The 24,417-nt window shown below is 63.7% G+C and carries 25 protein-coding genes and 1 other RNA gene; 10 read left to right on the plus strand and 16 right to left on the minus strand.

Annotation, left to right across the window (positions count from 1 at the left end; translation table 11 throughout):
* Window positions 1-69: 69 nt before the first annotated feature.
* Both argA and argE read right to left on the minus strand, forming a co-directional pair.
* The gene (argA, locus tag APH28_RS25530) at window positions 70-1,368 is read right to left on the minus strand and encodes an amino-acid N-acetyltransferase (protein WP_060513221.1); all 1,299 of its coding nucleotides are present in this window, start codon (window positions 1,366-1,368) and stop codon (window positions 70-72) included.
* A 125-nt stretch (window positions 1,369-1,493) separates the two neighbouring features.
* Window positions 1,494-2,636: an acetylornithine deacetylase gene (gene argE / locus APH28_RS25535; RefSeq protein WP_060513222.1), complete on the minus strand. Its 1,143-nt coding sequence runs from the start codon at window positions 2,634-2,636 to the stop codon at window positions 1,494-1,496.
* 115 nt (window positions 2,637-2,751) lie between these two features.
* On the opposite strand from argE, the gene APH28_RS25540 reads away from it, so the two are divergent.
* A complete protein-coding gene (locus APH28_RS25540) occupies window positions 2,752-4,119 on the plus strand; it encodes a CYTH domain-containing protein (RefSeq protein ID WP_060513223.1) in 1,368 nt (455 codons plus the stop codon).
* Between the two features lie 101 nt (window positions 4,120-4,220).
* On the opposite strand, the gene APH28_RS25545 is transcribed toward APH28_RS25540, so the two are convergent.
* Complete coding sequence (locus tag APH28_RS25545; protein ID WP_060513224.1) at window positions 4,221-4,691, minus strand: Lrp/AsnC family transcriptional regulator; 471 nt, start codon at window positions 4,689-4,691, stop codon at window positions 4,221-4,223.
* Between the two features lie 127 nt (window positions 4,692-4,818).
* Here APH28_RS25545 and APH28_RS25550 point away from each other — a divergent pair, with 127 nt between their 5' ends.
* The 3 genes from APH28_RS25550 to APH28_RS25560 all read left to right on the plus strand — a co-directional run bounded on the left by APH28_RS25550 (window position 4,819) and on the right by APH28_RS25560 (window position 7,317).
* Entirely contained in the window at window positions 4,819-5,136 is a 318-nt protein-coding gene (locus tag APH28_RS25550; RefSeq protein WP_060513225.1) for a hypothetical protein, read from the plus strand.
* A gap of 99 nt (window positions 5,137-5,235) precedes the next feature.
* Window positions 5,236-6,912, plus strand: coding sequence for a GspE/PulE family protein (locus tag APH28_RS25555; protein WP_060513226.1), 1,677 nt, complete (start codon window positions 5,236-5,238; stop codon window positions 6,910-6,912).
* Window positions 6,913-7,002: 90 nt separating this feature from the next.
* Window positions 7,003-7,317 (plus strand): DUF2388 domain-containing protein, encoded by a 315-nt coding sequence (locus tag APH28_RS25560; protein WP_060513227.1) that lies wholly within the window; start codon window positions 7,003-7,005, stop codon window positions 7,315-7,317.
* A gap of 30 nt (window positions 7,318-7,347) precedes the next feature.
* On the opposite strand, the gene gcvP is transcribed toward APH28_RS25560, so the two are convergent.
* The 10 genes from gcvP to APH28_RS25610 all read right to left on the minus strand — a co-directional run bounded on the left by gcvP (window position 7,348) and on the right by APH28_RS25610 (window position 19,748).
* Window positions 7,348-10,221, minus strand: coding sequence for an aminomethyl-transferring glycine dehydrogenase (gene gcvP, locus APH28_RS25565; protein WP_060513228.1), 2,874 nt, complete (start codon window positions 10,219-10,221; stop codon window positions 7,348-7,350).
* A gap of 193 nt (window positions 10,222-10,414) precedes the next feature.
* On the minus strand, window positions 10,415-10,798 hold the full coding sequence (gene gcvH / locus APH28_RS25570) for a glycine cleavage system protein GcvH (RefSeq protein ID WP_060513229.1): 384 nt from the start codon (window positions 10,796-10,798) through the stop codon (window positions 10,415-10,417).
* 48 nt (window positions 10,799-10,846) lie between these two features.
* Window positions 10,847-11,929: a glycine cleavage system aminomethyltransferase GcvT gene (gene gcvT, locus APH28_RS25575; RefSeq protein WP_060513230.1), complete on the minus strand. Its 1,083-nt coding sequence runs from the start codon at window positions 11,927-11,929 to the stop codon at window positions 10,847-10,849.
* Between the two features lie 123 nt (window positions 11,930-12,052).
* Window positions 12,053-13,675, minus strand: a complete 1,623-nt coding sequence (locus APH28_RS25580; RefSeq protein WP_060513241.1) for an iron ABC transporter permease — start codon at window positions 13,673-13,675, stop codon at window positions 12,053-12,055.
* 141 nt (window positions 13,676-13,816) lie between these two features.
* A complete protein-coding gene (locus APH28_RS25585; RefSeq protein ID WP_060513231.1) occupies window positions 13,817-14,818 on the minus strand; it encodes an extracellular solute-binding protein in 1,002 nt (333 codons plus the stop codon).
* Window positions 14,819-14,934: 116 nt separating this feature from the next.
* Window positions 14,935-16,152: a 2-octaprenyl-3-methyl-6-methoxy-1,4-benzoquinol hydroxylase gene (locus APH28_RS25590; RefSeq protein WP_177334300.1), complete on the minus strand. Its 1,218-nt coding sequence runs from the start codon at window positions 16,150-16,152 to the stop codon at window positions 14,935-14,937.
* A gap of 9 nt (window positions 16,153-16,161) precedes the next feature.
* Window positions 16,162-16,644: a DUF4442 domain-containing protein gene (locus APH28_RS25595; RefSeq protein WP_060513233.1), complete on the minus strand. Its 483-nt coding sequence runs from the start codon at window positions 16,642-16,644 to the stop codon at window positions 16,162-16,164.
* Entirely contained in the window at window positions 16,641-17,840 is a 1,200-nt protein-coding gene (gene ubiH, locus APH28_RS25600) for a 2-octaprenyl-6-methoxyphenyl hydroxylase (RefSeq protein ID WP_060513234.1), read from the minus strand. The genes APH28_RS25595 and ubiH overlap by 4 nt, the downstream gene beginning before the upstream one ends.
* Window positions 17,837-19,171 (minus strand): Xaa-Pro aminopeptidase, encoded by a 1,335-nt coding sequence (pepP, locus tag APH28_RS25605; RefSeq protein ID WP_060513235.1) that lies wholly within the window; start codon window positions 19,169-19,171, stop codon window positions 17,837-17,839. The genes ubiH and pepP overlap by 4 nt, the downstream gene beginning before the upstream one ends.
* Before the next feature lie 22 nt (window positions 19,172-19,193).
* Window positions 19,194-19,748, minus strand: a complete 555-nt coding sequence (locus APH28_RS25610; RefSeq protein WP_060513236.1) for a YecA family protein — start codon at window positions 19,746-19,748, stop codon at window positions 19,194-19,196.
* A 182-nt stretch (window positions 19,749-19,930) separates the two neighbouring features.
* On the opposite strand from APH28_RS25610, the gene APH28_RS25615 reads away from it, so the two are divergent.
* The 4 genes from APH28_RS25615 (at window position 19,931) to APH28_RS25630 (ending at window position 21,292) form a co-directional block, all read left to right on the plus strand.
* Window positions 19,931-20,113 (plus strand): TIGR02449 family protein, encoded by a 183-nt coding sequence (locus tag APH28_RS25615; protein ID WP_029886233.1) that lies wholly within the window; start codon window positions 19,931-19,933, stop codon window positions 20,111-20,113.
* On the plus strand, window positions 20,110-20,430 hold the full coding sequence (locus tag APH28_RS25620; protein ID WP_060513237.1) for a cell division protein ZapA: 321 nt from the start codon (window positions 20,110-20,112) through the stop codon (window positions 20,428-20,430). The genes APH28_RS25615 and APH28_RS25620 overlap by 4 nt, the downstream gene beginning before the upstream one ends.
* 17 nt (window positions 20,431-20,447) lie before the next feature.
* Window positions 20,448-20,627, plus strand: a non-coding RNA gene (gene ssrS, locus APH28_RS25625) — 6S RNA.
* A 56-nt stretch (window positions 20,628-20,683) separates the two neighbouring features.
* A complete protein-coding gene (locus APH28_RS25630; protein ID WP_060513242.1) occupies window positions 20,684-21,292 on the plus strand; it encodes a 5-formyltetrahydrofolate cyclo-ligase in 609 nt (202 codons plus the stop codon).
* 18 nt (window positions 21,293-21,310) lie between these two features.
* Here APH28_RS25630 and APH28_RS28935 read toward each other — a convergent pair whose 3' ends face one another.
* A complete protein-coding gene (locus APH28_RS28935; RefSeq protein ID WP_177334299.1) occupies window positions 21,311-21,460 on the minus strand; it encodes a hypothetical protein in 150 nt (49 codons plus the stop codon).
* A gap of 178 nt (window positions 21,461-21,638) precedes the next feature.
* On the opposite strand from APH28_RS28935, the gene APH28_RS25635 reads away from it, so the two are divergent.
* A complete protein-coding gene (locus APH28_RS25635; protein ID WP_060513238.1) occupies window positions 21,639-22,106 on the plus strand; it encodes an EVE domain-containing protein in 468 nt (155 codons plus the stop codon).
* Window positions 22,107-22,244: 138 nt separating this feature from the next.
* Here APH28_RS25635 and APH28_RS28455 read toward each other — a convergent pair whose 3' ends face one another.
* On the minus strand, window positions 22,245-22,685 hold the full coding sequence (locus tag APH28_RS28455; RefSeq protein ID WP_082432395.1) for a type II toxin-antitoxin system PemK/MazF family toxin: 441 nt from the start codon (window positions 22,683-22,685) through the stop codon (window positions 22,245-22,247).
* Between the two features lie 129 nt (window positions 22,686-22,814).
* Window positions 22,815-23,219, minus strand: a complete 405-nt coding sequence (locus APH28_RS25640) for a flagellar basal body-associated protein FliL (RefSeq protein ID WP_060513239.1) — start codon at window positions 23,217-23,219, stop codon at window positions 22,815-22,817.
* A gap of 169 nt (window positions 23,220-23,388) precedes the next feature.
* On the opposite strand from APH28_RS25640, the gene APH28_RS25645 reads away from it, so the two are divergent.
* Window positions 23,389-24,366 (plus strand): NADPH:quinone oxidoreductase family protein, encoded by a 978-nt coding sequence (locus tag APH28_RS25645; protein WP_060513240.1) that lies wholly within the window; start codon window positions 23,389-23,391, stop codon window positions 24,364-24,366.
* The last annotated feature ends 51 nt before the right edge of the window (window positions 24,367-24,417 follow it).

Consider the following 24,417-nt stretch of genomic DNA (forward strand, 5'->3'; position numbering starts at 1 on the left):
TAAATCACAGGCCCAAGCATTGTGAGTTCCTGTGGGAGCGGGCGCGCCCGCGAAGAGGCCAGTGCAGGCTTACAGGGACTTCTCGAAAATCTTCGAGTTGCGCTGATAGTTGTACAGCGAAGCCCTTGCCGCCGGCAGGCGCTCTACCCCGCTAGGCGCAAACCCGCGTTCACGGAACCAGTGCGCCGTGCGCGTGGTAAGCACGAACAAGGTATTCAACCCCATCTGCTTCGCCCGCCCCTCGATGCGTTCGAGCAGCTCGTCCCCGCGCCCGCCATGGCGGTATTCCGGGTTCACCGCCAGGCACGCCAGTTCACCCGCCTGCGAATCAGCAATCGGGTACAGCGCCGCGCAGGCAATGATCATCCCTTCACGCTCGACCACGCTGAACTGTTCGATCTCCCGCTCCAGCACCTCGCGCGAACGACGTACCAGGATGCCCTGTTCTTCCAGCGGGCTGATCAACTCCAGCAAGCCACCCACATCATCGATGGTCGCCTCGCGCACCACTTCGAACTGCTCCTGCGACACCAGCGTGCCGCCACCTTCGCGGGTGAACAGCTCGGTCAGCAGCGCACCGTCCTCGGCATAACTGACGATATGGCTACGCGCCACACCGCCTTTGCAAGCCTCGGCAGCGGCATCCAGCAGCTCGCCCTGGTAATCGCTGCCCAGACGCGCTAGATGCGGGGCGATCTGCTGCGGGCGCAGTTCTCGCACCAGCTTGCCGTTTTCGTCCAGCAGGCCAGGCTCGGCACCGAACAGCAACAGCTTGTCGGCACCCAGCTCAATGGCCGCGCGGGTGGCGACGTCTTCGCAGGCCAGATTGAAAATTTCACCCGTCGGCGAGTAGCCCAGCGGTGACAGCAGCACGATGGAGCGCTCGTCGAGCAGGCGGCTGATGCCCTTGCGGTCGACCCGGCGCACTTCGCCGGTGTGGTGGTAATCCACGCCTTCGAGCACGCCGATCGGCCGTGCCGTGACCAGGTTGCCGGAGGCCACGCGCAAGCGCGAGCCCTGCATCGGCGAGGCGGCGATGTCCATCGACAGGCGCGCCTCGATGGCCAGGCGCAGGGCGCCGACAGCATCGATCACGCAGTCCAGGGTGGCGGCGTCGGTAATGCGCATGCCGCGGTGGTAGTGCGGGGTCAGGCCACGATCAGCCAGGCGGCTTTCGATCTGCGGGCGTGACCCATGCACCAGCACCAGGCGCACACCCAGGCTGTGCAGCAGCACCAGGTCGTGGACGATATTGCCGAAATTCGGGTGTTCAACCCCATCGCCGGGGAGCATGACTACGAAGGTGCAGTCGCGGTGGGCATTGATGTACGGGGAGGCATGACGTAGCCAGTTGACGTATTCGGGCATGACAGGGCCTGTGGATAAAGTGGACGGAGAACGGTGAATCACACGGCGTTCAGGATCATCGTCGGAACAGGCTTGCGGTCACGCGCGGTCTCCTCTAAGCAAGAACGAATCAACAGGGTGGACGTTTAGCTCAGGCAATAGTGCCGGATCAGGTCACGCAATAGACGCACGGTAGGCTCGATTCGTGACATTTCAAGGTATTCGCCAGGCTGGTGGGCACAGGCGATGTCGCCGGGGCCCAGCACGATGGTCTGGCAACCCAGCTGCTGAAGATAAGGCGCTTCGGTGCCGAACGCCACCGCTTCGGCGCGATGGCCGGTGAGGCGCTCGGCCACTTGCACCAGCTCGGCATCGGCGGCCTGCTCGAAGGGCGGCACCTCGGGGAACAGCGGTGCATAGTCGATGCGCACCTCATGGCGTTCGGCCACCGGCTTCAACTTGCCGCGAATGGCGGCGCGCAGTTGCTCGACATCCATGCCCGGCAGCGGGCGCAGGTCGAACTCCAGGGCGCACTGGCCGCAAATGCGGTTGGGGTTGTCACCACCATGGATGCAGCCGAAGTTCATGGTGGGCGTGGGTACGGTGAACTGCGGGTTGCTGAAGGTTGCCTGCCACTGCCGGCGCAGGCCCATCAGCTCACCCATCACCTCGTGCATGGCCTCCATCGCGCTGCGGCCCAGGCTCGGGTCGGACGAATGGCCGCTGCGCCCGAGAATGTCGATGCGGTCCATGAGGATGCCCTTGTGCATGCGTATCGGCCGCAGGCCCGTGGGCTCGCCGATCACCGCCGCGCGGCCGAGTGGCTGGCCGGCAGCGGCCAGGGCGCGAGCGCCGGACATGGAGCTTTCTTCATCGCATGTAGCGAGGATGAGCAGCGGCTGCTTGAAGTCATGCTCGAGCAGCGGAATCACCGCTTCGATGATCAAGGCGAAAAAGCCTTTCATGTCGCAGCTGCCCAAGCCGACCCAGCGGCCATCGGCCTCGGTGAGCTTGAGCGGGTCGCTGGACCACAGCTGTTCGTCGTAGGGCACCGTGTCGCTGTGGCCAGCCAGCACCAGGCCGCCGGGGCCGCTACCGCGGCTCGCCAGCAGGTTGAATTTGCCGGGGCTGACCTGCTGGATGTCGCAATGGAAGCCGAGGTCGCCCAGCCAGCCGGCCAGCAGGTCGATGACCTGGCGGTTGGACTGGTCCAGTGCTGGTTGGGTACAACTGACCGAGGGCGCGGCGATCAAGGCGGCAAACTGGTCTTTCAGCGTCGGCAACGGCATGCGCATACTCCTCGGAAGCGTTGCCCATCATAGGACTATCCGCCGTCCGGAATAAACCGTTGCCGGCCGACTCCTGTAGACTGCCCTGCAACGACGCCCCTCCTTCGAGCCTGTGATGCACAAAGAAACCGAACTCAAGCTCCGCGCCAGCCGCGAGACCCTCGCCGCCCTGCGCGAGCACCCCCTGCTGAAAAAGCGCAACAAGTCCGGCTGGCAGACGCGCGAGCTGCTGAACCAGTACTTCGACACCCCCGAGCGCGACCTCGCCGCCGCCCGTGTCGCCCTGCGCCTGCGCCGCGACGGCGAGGCGATCATCCAGACCCTGAAGTGCCGTGGCCAGAGCGTCGCCGGGCTGTCCGAGCGCAATGAATACGAATGGAACCTGGACAAGGTCAAGCTCGACCTGAAAAAGCTCGACGCCACCTGCTGGCCAGAGCAACTGGCCGAGCTGGACAAGAAAACCATCAAGCCGCTGTTCACCACCGACTTCACCCGCGAGTACGCTGAGATCAGCTGGGGCCGCGGCAAGAGCAAGGTGGTGATCGAGGCCGCGCTGGACCAGGGCTTCGTGATCGCCGGCAAGCGCAAGGAAGCGATCAGCGAACTGGAGCTGGAGCTGCGCGAAGGCGCCCCTGAAGCGCTGCTGGAGCTGGCCGCCGAGCTGGCCGCCAGCCTGCCGCTGATGCCGTGCGACATCAGCAAGGCCGAGCGTGGCTACCGCCTGCTGGAGCCGGACAGCTACGAGCTGGGCCTGCCTTCCACCGAGCTGGACGCCGAAATGGCCTTGGACGACGCCTTCACCGCGCTCGCCTGGCAGCTGCTGGGCAGCAGTCAGCGCCTGGCCGAACAGTACCGCCACAATGGCCACTGGCGCCTGCTGCAGGATTGGGTGCAGTGCCTGGCCGAACTGCGCGCACTGGTTGCCAGCCTGGGCCAAGCCGCGCCACGCGCCACCACCCGCGAGCTGCGCGCCAGCCTCGATGCGCTGCTGGAAGACTGGCGCCCGCTGGTGCAGGCCGGCAATGACGATGAAGACATTCGCCGTGCCGCGCCCGAGCAGTTCATCGAAGAACTCGAAGACGTACGCTGGGGCCAGTTCTCCCTGGAAACCTCGCGCTGGCTGCTGGCCCGTGCGTGGACCGTGGAGCGCAAGGGCCGTGGCGAGCGCCAGGGCAAAGCGCAGTTGGCCAGCTGGCTGGCGCACTTGCTGGGCGAAGAGGGCCGCTCGCTGAAGCTGCCGCTGTACACCCAGCGCCCGGAAGACCTGGCCGAGCAACTGCCGCGCATCGAACAGCTGCTGGCGTGGCTGCACCATGCCCGCCAGGTGCTCGAAGCGCCACAGATGGACCGCCTGTACGGCGACCTGAAGAAGCTGCATGAGCTGGCGGAACTGCCGATCAGCGATGAAGTGCTGGAAGCGCGGATCGAGCAGGCTCGGGTGGTTGATCAGAGCCGGGGCTGGAAGCACCTGCTCAAGGCTTGATACCGCGTCTGTTTCTTCGCGGGCTTGCCCGCTCCCACAGGTACTGCGCCGCTATCAGGGGCTGCAAGTCTCCTGTGGGAGCGGGCAAGCCCGCGAAGGCCTCACCTGGCCAGCGGCAGGCTGGTGGTGGACTTGATCTCCGAAAGCGCCACAATTGAATTCACTTCCTGAATCCCCGGCACGTTTGACAGCTTTTCAAAGAAAAAGCGCTCATAAGCCTCGATGTCCGAGGTAACGATACGTAGCAGGAAGTCCACCGCCCCCATCAACACATAGCACTCCAACACTTCCGGAAAGCCGCGGATCGCCTCGGTGAACTCGGTGAAGTTGGAGCGGCCGTGGGCGTTGAGTTTCACCTCGGCGAAGATCTGCGTGTTCAAGCCGATCTTCTTGCGGTCCAGTAGGGTCACTTGCCCACGGATCACCCCCTCCTCTTTCAGCCGCTGAATCCTGCGCCAGCAGGGCGATTGCGACAGCCCCACACGCTCGGCGATCTGCGCACTGGACAGCGACGCGTCCTCTTGCAGAAGTTCGAGAATGCGCCGATCGTAGGCATCCAGTTCGCCTTGCATGAATAATTCTCCAAAATAAACTTATTCGAATAGACCAATCTGAATCACCTGCAATTCGACGGAATCATAGCGAAAAAATACCGGCTTCGACGTGCAAGAATTTCTCCTACATTCGTGGAGACCCAGCATGAACGCACTCGAACGCCCCGTGACCCGCAGTGATGCCTGGGCCGCCAACGCCAGCCACAACACAGTGCGCTATCGCCTGCAGGCCGAAGCCGAGCCGGATACCCTGTGCCGGGTGCTCAACCTGTTTGCCTTACAGTTCCTCACGCCTCACAGCGTGCAGGTTAGCCAGCAGGAAGACTGGTTCGACATCGAGGTCGGTATCGGCGGCTTGAGCTGGCATCGGGCAGAAGTGATTGCGCAAAAACTGCGCAACCTGGTGTGTGTCGGGGAGGTGAGCCTGGAAAACCTGGCGCGCCTGGAGCTGGCGGTGGTCTGAAGCCCGGCGGCGCAAAATTCCGAAATCCTTTCCTGAGCCTGGCTGCGCCAGGCACGGCTAGCCTTGAGTAAGGACTCCCCCAAGGCACGGACGCCACCGATGTTCACTTCCAACGAGCAAGCCCTCGACCTGAAAAGCCTGCTGGACGCCTTGCAAGCCGACCAGCACCTGACCGCCAACGACTCATGCCAGGTTCGCGAACAAGCGCCCCGTTATAGTGCCCAGCACCCGCTTGAAACCATCGCGGCGCTGGGGCTGGAAGATCGCAGCCAGCCCGGCAAGCGGCTGAACCTGGACACCCTATGCCAATGGCTGGCGCAAAGAGTCGGCCAACCTTATCTGCGCATCGACCCCATGCAACTCGACCTGGCCCAGGTCAATGGCCTGATTTCCCCTGCCTTCGCGCAACGCCACGGCATTCTGATCGTGGCCAACGACGCCAACGCCATCACCGTGGCCAGTGCCGAGCCTTATCAACAGCTGTGGCAAGCCGACCTTGCGCGTAGCCTGGGCAAACCGATCCGCCGGGTGCTGGCCAGCCCGCTGCAGATTCGCCAACTAGGGCAGTCGCTGTTCCGCCTGGCCCACTCGGTACAAGGTGCGCAGCACCAGCAAGCGACCAGTCTGGGCGAGCTTGAACACTTGCTTGAGCTGGGCAAGCGCCAGGCGGAGGCCACGGCCGACGATGCGCACATCGTGCATATCGTCGACTGGCTGTTGCAGTACGCCATCGAGCAGCGCGCCAGCGATATCCATCTGGAGCCACGCCGCGAACAAGGCCACCTGCGCTACCGCATCGACGGGCTGCTTCACACGGTCTACGCCTTCCCGGCCAGCGTTACCCTGGCCGTGGTCAGCCGCCTGAAGCACCTGGGTCGCATGGATGTAGCGGAAAAGCGCCGCCCGCAGGACGGCCGGGTGAAGAGCAGCCTGCCAGGGGGCAACGAAGTGGAGCTGCGCCTCTCGACGCTACCGACGCCCTTTGGTGAAAAACTGGTGCTGCGCTTGTTCGACCCGCGCCAGTTGCAAGAAGACTTCGACCAGCTGGGCCTGGAGGGCGAGCAGTTGCTGCAGTGGCAGACGCTGTTGCAGCGCCGCCAGGGCATCCTGCTGGTCACCGGGCCTACCGGCTCCGGCAAGACCAGCACGCTCTACGCCAGCCTCAAGCTGTTGGCCACACCAGAAGTCAACCTGTGCACCATCGAAGACCCGATCGAGCGCCTGGAGCCAGCGTTCAACCAGTTGCAGGTGCAACCGGCCCTGGGCCTGGGCTTTGCCGATGGTGTGCGCGCCCTGCTGCGCCAAGACCCAGACATCATCATGATCGGCGAGATCCGCGACCGCGAGACCGCGCTGGTGGCGGTTCAAGCGGCACTCACCGGCCACCTGGTGCTTTCCACCCTGCACACCAATGACACCTGCAGCGCCATTACCCGCCTGCTGGAGCTGGGCGTGGCCGACTACCTGATCCGCGCGACCCTGGCCGGGGTCATGGCCCAGCGCCTGGTGCGCTTGCTTTGCCACGCATGCCAGGGCCGGCCATTGAGCGATCCTTGCCAGGTCTGTCGAGGCACCGGCTACCGCGGCCGCACGGGGTTGTTCGAGTTGCTGATCCCAAGCGAAAGCCTGCGGGCGCGGATTGGCTCCAGCACCGACTTGGCCGAACTGCAACGGCAGGCTCTAACTGAAGGGTTACAGGATTTGCGCAGCTGCGGGGAGGTGAAAGTGGCCCGTGGGCTGACCCGTTCCGAGGAGGTTCTGAGGGTCTGCTCCTGAGCAAAAAACCCTTGTATTCAAGGAACTTGCGCCCATTTTTCGAGATCAAAGCGGCCATTCCCCAGCCCTCACCCTTCGAGGTGTTTCATCATGCGTCTCAAAACCGCCATCGCAGCTGCTGCCCTGCTTTCGCTGCCTGTTGGCTCCGCCATGGCCGATACATTCTGGCGTAATGTAATGACTTCCGGCGCGACCACCGCGTCGAGCTACATCACTTCGCACGACCACAAGCTGGTACTCGCCGCGCAGGATGACGCCGGCAGCTTCGTCGCCAGTGAAGGCGCGATTCGCGGGCCGTTCCTGGAGCAGGCGCTGCAGCAGGTGCGCGCTGAAAACCCAGGGCTCGAAGCCTCGGACATGGATTTGGCCAACGCCATCCTGGCCAAGAACGCGGTCGCCGAGTAAGGCATGGGGGGCTCTCTGCGCCCCCCGATTTCAGCGATAAGCCTCCACCGGCACGCAAGCACAGAACAGATTCCTGTCCCCATACACGTTGTCGACCCGGTTCACCGCTGGCCAGTATTTGTGCAGGCGCACGTGGGCACTGGGCGCTACCGCCTGCTCCAGGCTGTAAGGCCGGGTCCAGAGCGCCAACACATCGGCCAAGGTATGCGGCGCATGCTTGAGCGGGTTGTCCTCCGCCGGCCAGTTACCCTCCTGCACCTCGGCAATCTCTGCCCGAATCGCCAGCATCGCTTCGACGAAACGGTCCAACTCGGCCTTCGACTCGCTCTCAGTAGGCTCCACCATCAAGGTCCCCGGTACAGGAAACGACATGGTCGGGGCGTGGAAGCCATAGTCCATCAGGCGCTTGGCAACGTCTTCCTCGGTGATGCCGGTCTGCGCCTTGAGCGGCCGCAGGTCGAGGATGCATTCATGCGCCACGCGCTGGTTGCGCCCGCGGTACAGCACCGGGAACGCACCGCCGAGCTGGCTGACCAGGTAGTTGGCCGAAAGGATCGCCACTTCGCTGGCGTCGGCAAGCTGCGGGCCCATCATGGCGATGTACATCCAGCTGATCGGCAGGATGCTCGCGCTGCCCCAGGGCGCGGCACTGATGGCACTGTTGTTCGGGTCCAGTCCCGGCACGGGCACTACCGGGTGGCTGGCGACGAACGGTTTCAGATGCGCACGGATACCGATTGGCCCCATGCCCGGGCCACCGCCGCCATGGGGGATACAGAAGGTCTTGTGCAGGTTCATGTGCGAAACATCGGCGCCGATATCCGCTGGCCGTGCCAGGCCAACCTGGGCGTTGAGGTTGGCGCCGTCCATATACACCTGGCCGCCGTGCTGGTGGACCACCTCACAGATCTCGCGAATGCCCTCTTCGTACACGCCATGAGTCGAGGGATAGGTGACCATGAGGCATGAAAGCTTGTCGCCGGCAGCTTGGGCCTTGACCTTGAGGTCCTCGAGATCGACGTTGCCCGCCTCGTCGCAGTCGACGATCACTACCTCCATGCCAGCCATCTGCGCCGAAGCCGGGTTGGTGCCGTGGGCCGACGAAGGGATCAGGCACAGCGTGCGCTGGGGCTGGTGACGGCTGCGGTGATAGCGGGTGATGGCCATGAGCCCGGCGTATTCACCCTGGGCGCCGGAGTTGGGCTGCATGCAGATGGCGTCGAAGCCGGTAATGGCGCACAACCAGCTCTCCAGCTCGTCGATCATCGCCTTGTAGCCTGTGGCCTGTGCGGCGGGGGCAAACGGGTGCAACTGGGCAAACGCGGGCCAGGTGATGGGGATCATCTCGCTGGTGGCATTGAGCTTCATGGTGCAAGAGCCGAGCGGGATCATCGATTGGTTCAGGGCCAGGTCCTTGTTCTCCAGCTGCTTGAGATAGCGCAGCATCTCGGTTTCGCTATGGTGCAGGTTGAACACCGGGTGGCTGAGGAACGGTGTGCGTCGCACCAGCGCAGCGGGGATGCCTTCGGGCAGCGCGTGCTGGTCGAGCGTGGCGATGTCCAGGCCATGATCGACGCCGAGAAAGATATCCAGCAGCCGCAGCACCGTGGCTTCGTTACAGGTCTCGTCCAGGCTCACGCCGAGATGGCCACGCCCCAGAATGCGCAGGTTGATGCGGGCGGCTTCGGCGCTTTCGATGATCGCTGCCTGGGCGCCGCCGACGTCCAGGGTCAACGTGTCGAAAAAGTGCTGGTTGAGGCGTTTGATGCCTTTGGCCTCAAGGCCTGCGGCCAGTACGAAGGTCAGCCGGTGCACACGCTGGGCGATGCGTTGCAGGCCTTCGGGGCCGTGATACACCGCATAGAAACCAGCGATGTTGGCCAACAGCACCTGGGCAGTGCAGATGTTGGAGTTGGCCTTTTCGCGGCGGATATGCTGCTCGCGGGTCTGCAGGGCCATGCGCAGTGCAGTATTGCCGCGGGCATCGCGGGACACGCCAATGATGCGCCCGGGCATCGCCCGCTTGTAATCGTCACGGCAGGCAAAATAGGCCGCGTGTGGGCCGCCATAGCCCATCGGTACGCCAAAGCGCTGGGTCGACCCCAACACCACATCCGCACCCAGCTCGCCAGGCGGTGTCAACACTACCAGGCTGAGCAGGTCGGCGGCGACGCAGGCCAGGGCCTGCTGGCTGTGCAACTGGTCGATCAGCGGGCGCAGGTCGCGCACCTCGCCATGAGTGTCGGGGTATTGCAGCAAGGCGCCGAAGACCTGGTGCCGGGCAAGGTTATCCACAGAGTCGACGATCAGCTGGAAACCGAACCCTTCGGCGCGGGTTTTAAGCACCGACAAGGTCTGTGGATGACAGTGCTCATCGGCAAAGAATGCATTGCTCTTGTTGCGTGCCACCCGCTTGGCCAGGGCCATGGCTTCGGCAGCCGCCGTGGCTTCGTCGAGCAAGGACGCGTTGGCCAGCGCCAGCCCGGTGAGGTCGATGACCATCTGCTGGAAATTCAGCAGTGCCTCCAGCCGCCCTTGGGCGATTTCGGGCTGATAGGGCGTGTAGGCGGTGTACCAGCCGGGGTTTTCCAGCACGTTGCGCAGGATGACGGTGGGCGTGATGGTGCCGTGGTAGCCCATGCCAATAAGGCTGGTCCACACCTGATTCTGCTCTGCATACCCGGCGAGCTTGGCCAACGCAGCCTGTTCATCCAGGGCTGGCGGCAGGTCGAGAGCACGGTTGAAACGGATGCCTGGCGGCACGGTCTGCTCGATCAGCTCGCGACGGCTGCTGAGGCCGAGGGTGCTGAGCATTGCCTGCTGCTCCGAGGCATCGGGCCCCAGGTGGCGGCGCAGGAAAGGGTTGAGCTCTTGCAGTTGATGCAGGGATGGCGACTGGGACATGTCGACGCTCTCTTCCTAGACCAGGTCTCATGGAGACTTATAAGTCTAGGAAGGATTGCCGATTCTGCGGGGAATCTTGCGTTTGCAGGCCCGGCCCTTTCGCGGGGCAAGCCCGCTCCTACACGTCAGAGACAGCCCCGCGAGCGCTATCCCTGTAGGAGCGGGCTTGCCCCGCGAACCAGGCGACGCGGTCTTACTCGCCGATAGTGGCTTTGTAGCCGGCGGCATCCAGCAGCTTGTCCAGATCAGCCGAGTTGCTTGGCTTGAGCTTGAAGATCCACGAATCATAAGGTTTATCGTTGAGCAGTTCCGGGCTGTCGGCCAGCTCTTCGTTGACCGCGATCACTTCACCGGCAACCGGGGCGTAGATGTCGGAAGCGGCCTTGACCGACTCGACCACGCCAGCAGCGTCGCCAGCAGCGAACACCTTGCCGACTTCGGCCAGCTCGACGAACACCACGTCACCCAGCGCCTGCTGGGCGTGGTCGCTGATGCCGACGGTTACGGTGCCATCAGCTTCCAGGCGCGCCCACTCGTGGCTTTCGGCGAAACGCAGATCGGCGGGGATATTGCTCATGTCTTGAATTCCTCGTTTGGGTCAGCGGTTCGGCCCGCCGTTGAATGTTCAGATCAGAATCTTTCCGTGGCGCACGAAGGTCGGTTTGACCACCCGCACCGGGTACCATTTGCCGCGGATTTCGACTTCGGCACGGTCACCGGTTGCCATGGGCACGCGCGCCAGGGCGATGGATTTGCTCAGCGTAGGCGAGAAACTACCACTGGTGATCTCCCCTTCGCCAATCCCGGCTACACGAACCACCTGGTGGGCACGCAGCACGCCGCGCTCTTCCAGCACCAGACCAACCAGTTTTTCCTGCACACCGCGCTCGATTTCCGCCAACAGGCCGGTGCGGCCGACGAAGTTGCGCTCGGCTGGCTCCCAGGCGATGCACCAACCCAAATTGGAGGTCAGCGGGGTGTGGCTTTCATCGATGTCCTGGCCGTACAGGTTCATGCCGGCTTCCAGGCGCAGCGTGTCGCGCGCGCCCAGGCCGCTCGGCGCGATGCCGGCGCCAACCAGGTCGTTGAAGAACGCGACTGCCTGATCGCCTGGCAGGATGATTTCCAGGCCGTCTTCACCGGTGTAGCCGGTACGAGCGATGAACCAGTCACCTTCGGCGAGCCCTTCGAACGGGCGCAGTTCACGGATCAGCGCGGCGCGAGCCGAGCTCAGCAGCGCGGCGACTTTTTCGCGAGCGTGGGGGCCCTGGATAGCGAGGATGGCAAGGTCGGGTCGAACGTCGAACGATACGCTGAAACCGGCACGCTGCTGCTCCAGCCAAGCGAGGACCTTCGCCCGCGTGGCCGCGTTGGTGACCAGACGGTAGCCATTCTGGGTGCGGTAGACGATCAGGTCATCGATGACGCCACCGTCGTCGTTGAGCAACGGGCTGTACAGCGCCTTGCCGACGCCGTCGAGACGGGCCACGTCGTTGGCCAGCAGATGTTGCAGCCAGGGCATGGCGTCGTCACCGACAATGTCGATGACTGTCATGTGGGAAACATCGAAGACACCGCAGTCACTTCGCACCTGATGGTGCTCCTCGACCTGCGAGCCATAGTGCAGCGGCATGTCCCAGCCGCCGAAATCGACTGTCTTGGCGCCGAGCGCCAGGTGCAAGTCGTACAAAAGCGTGCGCTGTCCCATGGGTTTCTCCTTCCGGGCGTGGCGAAGCGGCGGCGCTCGATGACGTTTAATCGTCAGCTCTTCTTGTAGGACCCGCCGCGCGAATGCCGCGCATTGTAGCCGCAAGGGCGCAAGCTGGCATCCTCAGTGACTGTGACCCGGACGACGGGCCGAACGGCGGATCAGCCCGATGACCGGCAACAACCCGACCAGCACCAGGGTCAGCGCCGGCAACGAGGCGCGCGCCCATTCGCCTTCGCTGGTCATCTCGAACACCCTGACCGCCAGGGTGTCCCAGCCGAACGGGCGCATCAGCAAGGTGGCGGGCATTTCCTTCAGCACATCGACGAACACCAGCAATGCAGCGCTCAAGGCCCCGGGCACCAACAGCGGCAGATACACCTTGAAAAACAAACCCACGCCACCGACGCCAAGGCTGCGCGAGGCCTCCGGCAACGAGGGGCGGATACGTTCCAGGCTGCTCTCCAAGGGGCCGTAGGCCACGGCAATGAAGCGCACCAGATAAGCCAACAGCAAGGCGGCCAGGCTGCCCAGCAGCAGCGGCTTGCCCGCGCCACCCAACCAGGTCGAGAGCGGAATGACCAGTTGGTTATCCAGGTAACTGAAGGCCAGCATGATCGACACCGCCAGCACCGAGCCGGGCAAGGCGTAGCCCAGGTTGGCCAGGCCGACGCCTGCGCGGATGCCGCCCGTTGGCGCCTGACGGCGGGCAAAGGCCAGCATCAGGGCCACACAGACGGTGATCAATGCGGCCATGCCACCGAGGTACACGGTATGCAGCACCAGGCCGACATAGCGCTCGTCCAGGTCATGCCGCCCACGCTGCCAGAACCACGCCAGCAGCTGCAGTAACGGAATGACGAATGCGCAGGCAAACACCAGCAGGCACCAGCCACTGGCCAGCAGCGCCTTGAGCCCGTGCAGGTGATAAAGCGCCTGCCCGCGCGGGCGCTCGTTGCCGCTACGGGTCGCGCCACGGGCGCGGCGCTCGCCATACAGCACCAGCATCACCGCCAACAGCAGCAGGCTGGCCAGCTGGGCTGCACTGGACAGGCTGAAGAAGCCGTACCAGGTCTTGTAGATGGCCGTGGTGAAGGTGTCGTAATTGAACACCGCCACTGCGCCAAAATCGGCCAGGGTCTCCATTAGCGCCAGGGCAATACCCGCACCAATCGCAGGCCGCGCCATTGGCAGGGCTACCCGCCAGAAGGCTTGCAGGGGCGACAGGCCAAGTACCCGCGCAGCCTCCATCAAGCCCCGGCCCTGGGCCAGGAACGCGGTGCGCGCCAGTAGGTAGACGTAGGGGTAGAACACCAGCACCAGCACGATGATCACCCCACCGGTAGAGCGCACCCGTGGCAGGCGCATCGGCCCGAACACCTCGCGCAAGGCGCTCTGCACGGGGCCGGCAAAGTCGAGCAGGCCGACGAAGACGAAAGCCAGCACGTAGGCTGGAATGGCAAACGGCAGCATCAGCGCCCAGTCGAGCCAGCGCCGGCCGGGGAATTCGCAGAGGCTGGTGAGCCAGGCCAGGCTGACGCCGAGCAGCGTGACGCCGATACCGACGCCGACCACCAAGGTCGCGGTATTGCCCAGCAGGCGGGCCATCTGAGTATCGAGCAGGTGCGACCAGATCTGCAGGTCGATTGTCTGCCAGGACAGCAGCAGCACACTCAGGGGTAGCAGGACCAAGGCAGCGGTCAGCAAGACTGGGAGGTACCAGCGGCGTTGAGGAGTGTGGGGCAAGGTTGAATTCTCGATTGCGATGGCGACCGCTGCGCGGTCGTTCGCGGGCACGCCCGCTTCCACAAGGATCGAGTAGTCCTGTGGGAGCGGGCATGCCCGCGAAGAGGCCCTTGAAGGCCCCGAAAGCTTAAAGCCGGGTGCTTAGTTCCAGCCAGCACGATCCATCAGGCGAATAGCCTCGGCCTGGCGCTTGCCGGCCACCTCCACCGGAATGCTGTCGGCCTTGAAGCTGCCCCAGGCCGCCACTTCATCCGACGGTTTGACCTTCGGGTTGGCCGGGAACTCCTGGTTGATGTCGGCGAACAGCTTTTGCGCCTCCTCGCCAGTCATCCACTCGACCAGCTTCGTGGCGGCTTCCGGGTGCGGCGCATGCTTGGTCAGGCCGATGCCCGACAGGTTGACGTGCACGCCACGGTCGCCCTGGTTGGGCCAGAAGATCTTCACCGGCAGTTTCGGGTTCTGGGCGTGCAGGCGACCGTAGTAGTAGGTGTTGACCACACCGACATCGCACTGGCCGGCCTCGATGGCCTGGATCACCGAGTTGTCGTCGGCGAACACATCGGTGGCCAGGTTGCCGACCCAGCCTTTGACGATCTGCTCGGTCTTCGCCTCGCCGTGGTTCTCGATCAGCGTGGCAGTCAGCGACTGGTTGTACACCTTCTTCGCCGTGCGCAGGCACAGGCGGCCTTCCCAGTGCTTGTCGGCAAGGGCTTCGTAGGTGGTCAGCTCGGCCGGCTTGACCCGCTCGGTGGAGTAGACAATGGTCCGCGCGCGCAGGCTCAAGCCGGTCCAGTCATGGGACGAAGCACGGTATTGTGGCGGGATGTTCTGGTCGATGATGGCCGACTTGATCGGCTGCAGGATACCCATCTGCTCGGCCTGCCAGAGGTTACCGGCATCGACGGTGAGCAGCAGGTCGGCCACGCCGTTCTCGCCTTCGGCCTTGATGCGCTGCATCAGCGGGGCCTCTTTGTCGGTGATGAACTTGACCTTGACCCCGGTCTTTGCGGTGTAGGCGTCGAAGACCGGCTTGATCAGCTCGTCGATGCGCGAGGAGTACACCACCACTTCGTCCGCCGCATTGGCGGTGCCGCCGAACAGGGTCAGGGCCAGGGCGGCCAGTAGGGGCTTGCGTGGCAACATGGAAAGCACTCCTCGGATCGTATGAGAGGCGCAAATGGTAGTGAATCCCATTTTCCGACTCATCATCCGAGCAGTTACCGGATGTTGCAGAGGGCCGCTTCGCGACCCCGGGTATTTCAAGCCTTGGCCAGTTCCGGCAGGTCCCCAGTCAACCCCAAGGCCTGACGCACGAACATCGCCTTGGCTTCCGGCATCTGTTCCACAAGCTTCAACCCGCTGTTGCGCAACCAGCGTAACGGCAACGGATTGGCCTGGAACAACCGCTCGAAGCCTTCCATCGCCGCCATCAGCGCCAAGTTGTGCGGCATACGCCGGCGCTCATAACGGCTGAGCACCTTCACATCCGCCAAGCGCTCACCACGCTCACAGGCATGCTCCAGCACCTCGGCCAGCACCGCGGCGTCAAGGAAGCCCAGGTTGACGCCCTGCCCGGCCAACGGGTGAATGGTGTGCGCGGCATCGCCGATCAGCACCAGCCCTTCGTCCACATAGCGCTTGGCATGGCGCTGGCGCAGCGGGACGCAGACGCGCGGGTCGGCCTCCAGCACGTCACCCAGGCGCCCCTCGAAGGCGCGCTCCAGGGCCTTGAGGAAGGCCTGCTCGTCCATTGCCATGATCTGCTCGGCTTGCTCCGGGGTCGTCGACCAGACGATCGAGCACCAATCCTGCTTGCCGTCACGGGACAACGGCAGGAACGCCAGCGGCCCCTCATCAGTGAAGCGCTGCCAGGCGGTGGCCTGGTGTGCGGCGCTGCAGCGCACGCTGGTGACGATGGCGTGGTGCAGGTAATCCCATTCGCGGGTCTCGCAACCGGCCAAGCGGCGTACCGCCGAGTTGGCGCCGTCGGCGGCCACCACCAGCGGCGTACGCAGTTGGCGGCCATCGGCCAGGGTCAGCAGCCATTCGTCACCGGAACGGCGTAGCTGCTCCAGGCGGGCATTGGGTAGCAGGCCGATGTCGCTGTCGTGCAGGCGCTCCAGCAAACCGTCCTGTACCACACGGTTCTCGACGATATGGCCGAGCACTTGAGCATGCACGCTGGCTGCCGAGAAATGAATCTGGCCGGTACCGCTGCCGTCCCACACATGCATGTCGGAATACGGCGACACGCGCCGGCCGGCGATGCCGTCCCAGGCACCGAGGCGTTCGAGGATGCGCTGGCTGGCCGCTGACAAGGCACTGACCCGCGGCTCGAACGGTGCAGCGCCGTCGAACGGTTTGACCGACAGCGGGCTGCCGTCGAGCAGGAGAATTTCCAGGCCACTGTGGCGAAGCGCCAGGGCCAGGGCGCTGCCGACCATACCGGCACCGACAATCAACAGATCTGCGCGCATTTCCATGCCTTACGCCTGCCTCGCTTGCGGCTTGAGCCGCACGTATAGGGTTTTATCGACCCGTGCCACCAGCTCGCCGGCTTCGTCACGGATATCGACCTGCACATGAGGCAGGTACTTCTTGCCGGAGGCGGTCTGCTGGCGGATCTCGTCCAGCAGCGCGTCATCGACGTGGAACTCGGCATACACCGTGCCCTTGCCCGGGCTGATGAAGTCGATGCTGGCCGCCTTGTCCCAGACGATGTACTCGCTGCCCAGCTGCTCGATCAGCAGCAGCATGTAGAACGGGTCGACCATCGAGTACAGGCTGCCGCCAAACTGGGTGCCAACGTAGTTGCGGTTCCAACGAGTCAGTTTCATGCGCACCTTGACGCTGCGCATGTCCGGGCTGATGTGCTGGATGTGAATACCGGCGCCGATGTAGGGCGGGTAGAAGTTCAACAGCCAGCGCAACATGCGCGCCCGGCGCGCCAGCCTGCGCGGGTTGCTCATGCCTGGCCCCGCGGATCGGGGCGGGTACCCAAGCCCATGGCCTGCCGGGCGAACCAGCTTTTTGCCGGTGGCAGCAGATCGAGCCCGAGCAGGCCGATATTGCGCCCGGCCGCCAGCAGTGGCTGGTTGCTGCCGAACAGGCGGGTGACCTGGTCGGAGAAGCCGATGGTCAGGGCCTGGTCCAGACGCTGACGCTGGCGATAGGCCTGCAGGCTGGCCAGGTCGCCTGGATGCTGTGGGCCAGCCAACAGCGCATCGGCCAGCGATTGCACGTCACGCAGCGACAGGTTGAAGCCCTGGCCGGCGATCGGGTGCAGGCTGTGCGCCGCGTTGCCCAGCACCACCAGGTGCGGGCGCACCTGCTCCTCGGCCTCGATCAGCGCCAAAGGGTAGAGATGCCGGGCACCGACCTGGCGCAGGGCGCCGAGACGATAGCCAAAGGCGCCCTGCAGCTCGCGCAGAAAGCTGCGTTCGTCGATTTCAGCCAGGCGCCGGGCATCCATCCCCTGCCGCGTCCAGACCAGCGCGCAGCGGTTTTCCGGCAACGGCAGCAAGGCCATCGGGCCTTGTTCGGTGAAGCGTTCGAAGGCTTGGCCGCAGTGCGCCTCGCCCGGGGTGATGTTGGCGATCAGCGCGCTCTGTTCGTAGGGTGTACGGCGCACGTGAATGCCCAGCTGCTCGCGCAGGCCGGAGCGACCACCGTCGGCCAGCACCGCGAGGTCGCATTCCAGGCTGGTGTCGTCGTCCAGCAGCAGACGGTAGCCACCTTCGATGGCCTGCATCGCCTTCACCTCGGCCGGGCAACGCCAACTCACCACCTCGCTGTCCAAGCCCTGCCACAGGCATTGCCCGAGCCAGGCGTTTTCAACCACGTAACCCAAGGCCGGTACGCCTTCTTCCATGGCATCTAGCCGGGTGGAACCAAAGCGGCCGCGATCAGACACCTGAATCTGCCGGATTGGCTCGGCGCGCGGGCTGATGGTTTGCCACAGGCCAAGGTGTTGGTAGATCTGCCGGGTGCCGAACGACAGCGCCGATGAACGCGCATCGTAGCTGGGCTGAAAGCTGTCGCCGGGGGCGAATGGTTCGATCAGCAGGATCTTCCAGCCGCGCGCCTTGGCGCCGGCCTGCAGGGCCAACGCCAAGCTCGCGCCAACCAGACCACCGCCGATGATCGCCAGGTTGACCCGGCTCATGCCGCGTCCTTGCGCGCAGCCTGCATCAGCGCCTCGATCTCGGCGACCGTGCGGGGCACGCCCGAAGTCAAAATTTCACAACCTTGCTTGGTCACTACCACGTCGTCCTCGATCCTGATGCCGATGCCGCGCCATTTCTTCGCGACTTCTTGGTTGTCGACGGCAATGTAGATGCCCGGCTCGACCGTCAGCGCCATGCCGGGCTCCAGCACCCGCCACTCGCCACCGACCTTGTATTCGCCGACATCGTGAACATCCATGCCCAGCCAGTGCCCGGCGCGGTGCATGTAGAAGGCTCGATAGGCCTCGCTGTCGATCAGCGCCTGTACCTCACCCTTGAGCAGGCCAAGTTCCACCAGGCCCTCGGTGATGACCCGCACTGTCGCTTCGTGGGCATGATTCCAGTGCTTGCCTGGGGCGATCTCGGCAAACGCGGCGGCCTGTGCCTTGAGCACCAGCTCGTAGATGGCCTTCTGCTCGGGCGAAAAACGCCCGCTGACCGGGAAGGTACGGGTGATGTCGCTGGCGTAGCAGTCGATCTCGCACCCGGCATCGATCAGCACCAGGTCGCCGTCCTTGAGCGGGGCATCGTTCTGCTGGTAGTGCAGGATGCAGCCATTGCGCCCGGCAGCGACGATCGACCCATAAGCCGGCATCTTTGCCCCGCCCTTGCGGAACTCGTAGTCCAGTTCGGCTTCCAGGCTGTATTCGTGCAGCCCAGCGCGGCAGGCCTGCATGGCACGCACATGGGCGCGTGCGGAGATCTCCGCTGCGGCACGCATCACCTTCACTTCCGCCGCCGATTTATACAGGCGCATGTCGTGCAGCAGATGATCCAGCGCAACGAACTCGTTCGGCGGCTGGGCACCGAGGCGCGCCTTGGAGCGGATCACGTTGATCCAGTCCATCAGCCGGCGGTCGAACTCAGGGTTGCTGCCCATGGCGCTGTAGACCCGCTCGCGGCCTTCGATCAGGCCGGGCAGGATCTCGTCGATGTCGGTAATCGGGAAGGCATCGTCCGCGCCAAAGTCGCGAACTGCACCTTCCTGGCCTGCACGCAGCCCGTCCCATTGCTCGCGCTCAGGGTTGCGCTCGCGGCAGAACAGCACGTACTCGCCGTGCTCGCGTCCGGGGATCAGCGCGATCACCGCCTCAGGCTCGGGAAAGCCGCTGAGGTACTGGAAATCGCTGTCCTGGCGGTACACGTGCTCGACGTCGCGGTTGCGGATGGCAACTGCGGCGGCGGGCAGGATGGCGATGCTGTTGGGGACCATCTGCGCCATCAGCGCCTTGCGCCGACGGGCATACTCGGCCTTGGGTATAGGGCTCATGGGCAGAACTACCCCCGGTTAATCAGTGCAGCGAAGGTTTTGGCGCGGGTGCGGCTGGCGCGGCCAGCTCCGTGTACAGCAGCAGCGGTGCGACGCGCAGGTACTCCATGACCTCCATGTAGTCGCTCTCGCCGTCTTCGGATTCTTCGAGGGCTTCCTGGACCTGGGAAATGGCCACCAAGTCCTGCAGCACTTCCTTGGCTTCGGTAGACAGGTCCTTGCCCCCGGCGTTCAGGCCAAAGCCGGTGATGAAGCCTTGGCACCACTGGCCCAGTGCCTCGGCACGGTCGGCCAAGGCGGCATCGTCGCTAGGCAGCAACAAGACGATGGCCATGTCTTCGCTGTGCAGCTCGCCCTTGACCATCTCTTGCAGGCCGATCAAGGCGTTGCGCACGGTGTCACCGGGTTCGGTTTCCAGCAGTTGGGCGGCATCGGCCAGCCAGGCCTCGGCATCGAAGCCGGCACCGGCACAGCTGCGGCCGATCAGCAGGCCGTGCAGCTCGGCAGGGGTTACAGGGTGGCCATTGCTCGAGAGCAGCATGGCGAAGGCAACGTAAGGCGATTGAGTATTAGGCATGGTCGGCTAGGCGCCAGGCGGCGCATTTGACTAGAATGAAGACCTTGTATCCTAGCACCGGCAGGCGCGCCAAGACCATCGGCACTGGCCGCCGCGGCACAGGGCGAGGCATCATCGCAGGGTGATTCAACGACGGAGCGAATCGAGTGCAACCCACGCAAGACAACGACCTGCAAGCGCTGATGAGCCGATTCGAGTTGCTGATTGAGCGCGTCGAGCAACTAAAACGGCAAAATGCACTCCTAGTAGCTCAGGAAAAATCCTGGCGCGAGGAGCGCGCCCACCTCATCGAAAAGAACGAGATCGCCAAGCGCAAGGTCGAGTCGATGATTTTACGCCTGAAGGCCCTGGAGCAAGACTCATGAGTTCAAGCAATAGCGTCACCGTGCAGATCCTCGACAAGGAGTATTCGATCATCTGCCCGCCGGAAGAGCGCAACAACCTGGTCAGCGCGGCGCGCTACCTGGACGGCAAGATGCGCGAGATCCGCAGCAGCGGCAAGGTGATCGGTGCCGACCGCATTGCGGTCATGGCGGCGTTGAACATCACTCACGAGATGCTGCACCGCCAGGAAGATCGCAACGACGCGCCGGTCAGTGGCACCAGCCGTGAACAGGTGCGTGACCTGCTGGAGCGGGTCGATCAGGCTTTGTCCGACGATGCGGGTACCAAAAACGGCTGAGATTGGTATACTGGCGCCACTCCCTGGGGGATGCGCCAGTCGGTTATGTCCCTGAGCCGATACGCACAACCACGGGGGTTGCACGCTGGGGCCGGTGTGCATGTCCGCCCGACGGAAAGCCTTAACGCCCCCTGCAATCTCCACCTTGAACTTTCGGGTTCAAGGGCTACACCGATAGCGGTCTTATCGGGGAGCCTGATTCTTCTTGCCCAGCGCCCAGCTGGGCAATCCGATACCTGGGATCGCCAGTGCCATGACTGAAACTGCGCCGCTCACCCGCCCCCAGCTTCGTCGCCTGCTTCGCAATGCCCGCCGCGCCCTCACACCCGCACAGCAGCACCAAGCCACACGCGGCCTGTACCGCCAGCTGGCGCAGCACCCCTTGTTCCGCCGCGCCCGGCATATCGCCCTGTACCTGCCCAACGACGGTGAAATCGACCCGCGCCTGCTGCTGCGCGAAGCCCAGCGCCGTGGCAAACGCACCTACCTGCCGGTGCTGCATGCCTGGCCGCGCACGCGCATGGTGTTCCAGCGTTTCGAAGAGGGCGAAAAACTCAAGCGCAACCGCTTCCGTATTCCAGAGCCATTGACCGATCGTCGGCGCCAGCGCCCGATCTGGGCGCTGGACCTGATCCTGTTGCCGCTGGTCGGTTTCGATGAAGGCGGCGGGCGACTGGGCATGGGCGGAGGTTTCTACGACCGGAGCCTGGCCTACCAGGCACGCCGCAAGACCTGGAAAAAACCGCTGCTGTTGGGGCTGGCGCATGAATGCCAGAAAGTCGAGCGACTGGCGCAGGCCAGTTGGGATGTACCACTGCAGGGCACGGTCAGCGACCGCGGCTGGTACCTGGCACCGCGCTGAGCGGCGTCAGCAGGTGAATCAGCGTTTCTGCGGGGTGGCGTCGACCGGCGTCTGGTAGGCGGTATCCAGCTTTCGCTCCCAGATACCCTGGGCATAACCGGTGGTGACCACACCAAGACCAAAGATGAAGACCAGGATCCACAGTAGATCCGGTTTGCGTTGTTTCATCGAAGAATGCCCCCCTAGGCATACGTTCAGGCTCGGCGACCTTCTTGGTGCCGCCGGAGCGTCTAGCTTTAAAATCGGCGCATTTTCCGACAACCTGAGCCTTCACGCAAACGTTGACGCCAACCGGCTGTCGGTTTCGTGCAACAGGTTATTTCAAACCTTTTCAGGAGCAGTATCCATGGCCTATTGGCTGATGAAGTCCGAGCCCGACGAGCTCTCGATCGAAGGCCTGGGCCGCCTGGGCGAGGCGCGCTGGGATGGCGTACGCAACTACCAGGCGCGCAATTACATGCGGGCCATGAACGTGGGTGACGAGTTCTTGTTTTACCACTCCAGCTGCCCGCAGCCGGGCATTGCCGGCATCGCACGGATCACCGCAGCGGCCTACCCGGACCCGACGGCGCTGGACCCGGAAAGCCACTATTTCGATGCCAAGGCCAATGCCGAGAAGAACCCGTGGAGCGCGGTGGACGTGGCCCACGTGAAGACCTTCCGCCAGGTGCTGGGGCTGGGTTTGCTCAAACAGCAGAGTGCACTGGCAGAGTTGCCGCTGGTGCAGAAAGGCACGCGGTTGTCGGTGATGCCAGTGACTGAAGAACAGTGGGCAGCAATCAATGCGCTGGCGCGCTACACCGCTTCCACGTAGAAGACAAATACAAAGGGCGCCTCGCGGCGCCCTACTCACAGACAGGCAAGCTTGTTATCGCCTTATACCTGCCCGGCTCTGTAATTGCTGGATAGACCAGGATTTGCAGAGTCTCACAAGCCCCTCTCGGGAACGCGCTCAGTATGGTGCATCCTGCATTCCACTGACAACTGTTCGTACTATTGCCGGATGTGTGAAGCCCAACGCAAAGCCAACAGCTTCCCGCACGGCGGCGAAATGTTCAGGCTGCATCGACAACACCACATACTCTCGGCCACCACCTTGACGCGACCTGATACGGCACCTGTCCAATCTGGCTATTGAGACGGTGTAAACCATGTCGCACTTGGCCCAGCATGTCTGAGTGGAGCCTGGCAGGTAGCTAGGCAGGACAACATGATGCTTGGCCAACCGTTCAGGCTCCGTCGTACTCAACGGTACTATTGTGACCAGCTGTTGATTGAGGCTATGTTTGCGAAGGACAACGACCGGTCGAACCTTGACCATCTCAGGTACCTGAAAACCTGAGAAGTCGCACATAAGAACAGTCGCTTCCTTCGGCTGATACTTCAATGGCATTCCAACTTCTCTCGAACATCTGAAACCATACGCAATCTAGCGCGGTAGAAACATCACGAGTCGAAAATTGGGAGGCCTACAGGAAAGATAGATTTCTCCTACGCCGAAGTCGCCACCGACAAAATCAAATCACTGCACAATCAGGTTATTGAACAGCAGATCCTCGACAATCGGCTTGCCCTCTTCCGCTTCCATCACCTGCTGCACCTGCTTCAACGCTTCCTGACGCAGCTTTTCCTTGGCGTCGACGTTGCTCATGGTCTCCACCGTCTGCTGGGTGAACAGTGCCACCAGCTGGTTGCGGATCAGCGGCTCCTGGTGCTTGACCGCAGTGGCTGCGGCGTCGCCGGTCACGCGCAGGGCCACATCGGCCTTGTACACGCGCAGCTTGGGGCTGCCATCGAGGGCGTAGTTGCCGACGAAGGGCGGGCTCAGGGTGATGTAGGAAACCTTTGGCTCCCCTTCCTTGGCTTCCTCGGCCATGGCCGCCGCTGGCAGCATCAGCGCCAGTACCATCAAGATCCACGCTTTCACGAATTCGCTCCTAGAAACAGTTGGCGCCAGCTTACCCAGCATGGGGGGCAAACCCAAGCCCGGGCTTGTGCCAGCACTTATACCAGCACATCAGGGCGAGCCATGCTCGTTGACCCGGCAGGCGCCCCTCCTACACTTATCGGCCACTACACGCAAAGGAATAGCCCCGATGAAAGCTGTGTTGTGCAAAACCCTGGGCCCGGCTCGCGACCTGGTGCTGGAAGACGTGGCCAGCCCGGTGCCGAAGAAGAACGAGATCCTGCTCGACGTGCAGGCTGCCGGGGTCAACTTCCCCGACACGCTGATCATCGAAGGCAAATACCAGTTCCAGCCACCCCTGCCGTTCTCGCCGGGGGGCGAGGCCGCAGGCGTGGTCGCTGCAGTCGGCGAACGGGCCGGCAGCTTCAAGGTGGGTGACCGGGTGATGGCCTTGACTGGCTGGGGGGCGTTCGCCGAGCAGGTGGCAGTGCCGTTCTACAACGTCATGCCGATCCCCGAACACATGGATTTTGCCACTGCCGCTGCGTTCGGCATGACCTATGGCACCTCGATGCATGCACTCAAGCAGCGCGGCCAGCTGCAACCCGCTGAAACCCTGCTGGTGCTCGGTGCATCCGGGGGTGTTGGCCTGGCAGCGGTAGAAATCGGCAAGGCCATGGGCGCCAAAGTGATCGCCGCAGCCAGCAGCACCGAAAAACTCGCCGTAGCCAAGGCTGCAGGGGCTGACGAAGTGATCGACTACAGCCAGGCCAGCCTCAAGGAAGAGATCAAGCGTCTGACCGGCGGCCAGGGCGTCGATGTGATCTACGACCCGGTGGGCGGCGAGCTGTTCGACCAGGCCGTGCGCGGGCTGGCGTGGCAGGGCAGGCTGCTGGTGGTGGGGTTTGCCAGTGGGACGATACCGCAGATGGCGGCGAACCTGGTGCTGCTCAAGGGGGCAGCGGTGCTTGGGGTGTTCTGGGGGGCGTTTGCCCAGCGTCAGCCTGAGGACAATGCGGCGAACTTCCGGCAGTTGTTTGCCTGGCATGCCGAGGGCAAGTTGAAGCCGTTGGTGTCTAAAACTTATCCACTGGCTGAAGCCGGGGCTGCCATTGAGGCGCTGGGTCAGCGGCGGGCTGTGGGTAAGTTGGTGGTACTGGCCCAGTAAAGCAGGTCTGGCCTCTTCGCGGGCATGCCCGCTCCCACAGGATTGTGCGGT

The organism is Pseudomonas sp. NBRC 111124 (genome assembly GCF_001320245.1).
Taxonomy (GTDB): domain Bacteria; phylum Pseudomonadota; class Gammaproteobacteria; order Pseudomonadales; family Pseudomonadaceae; genus Aquipseudomonas.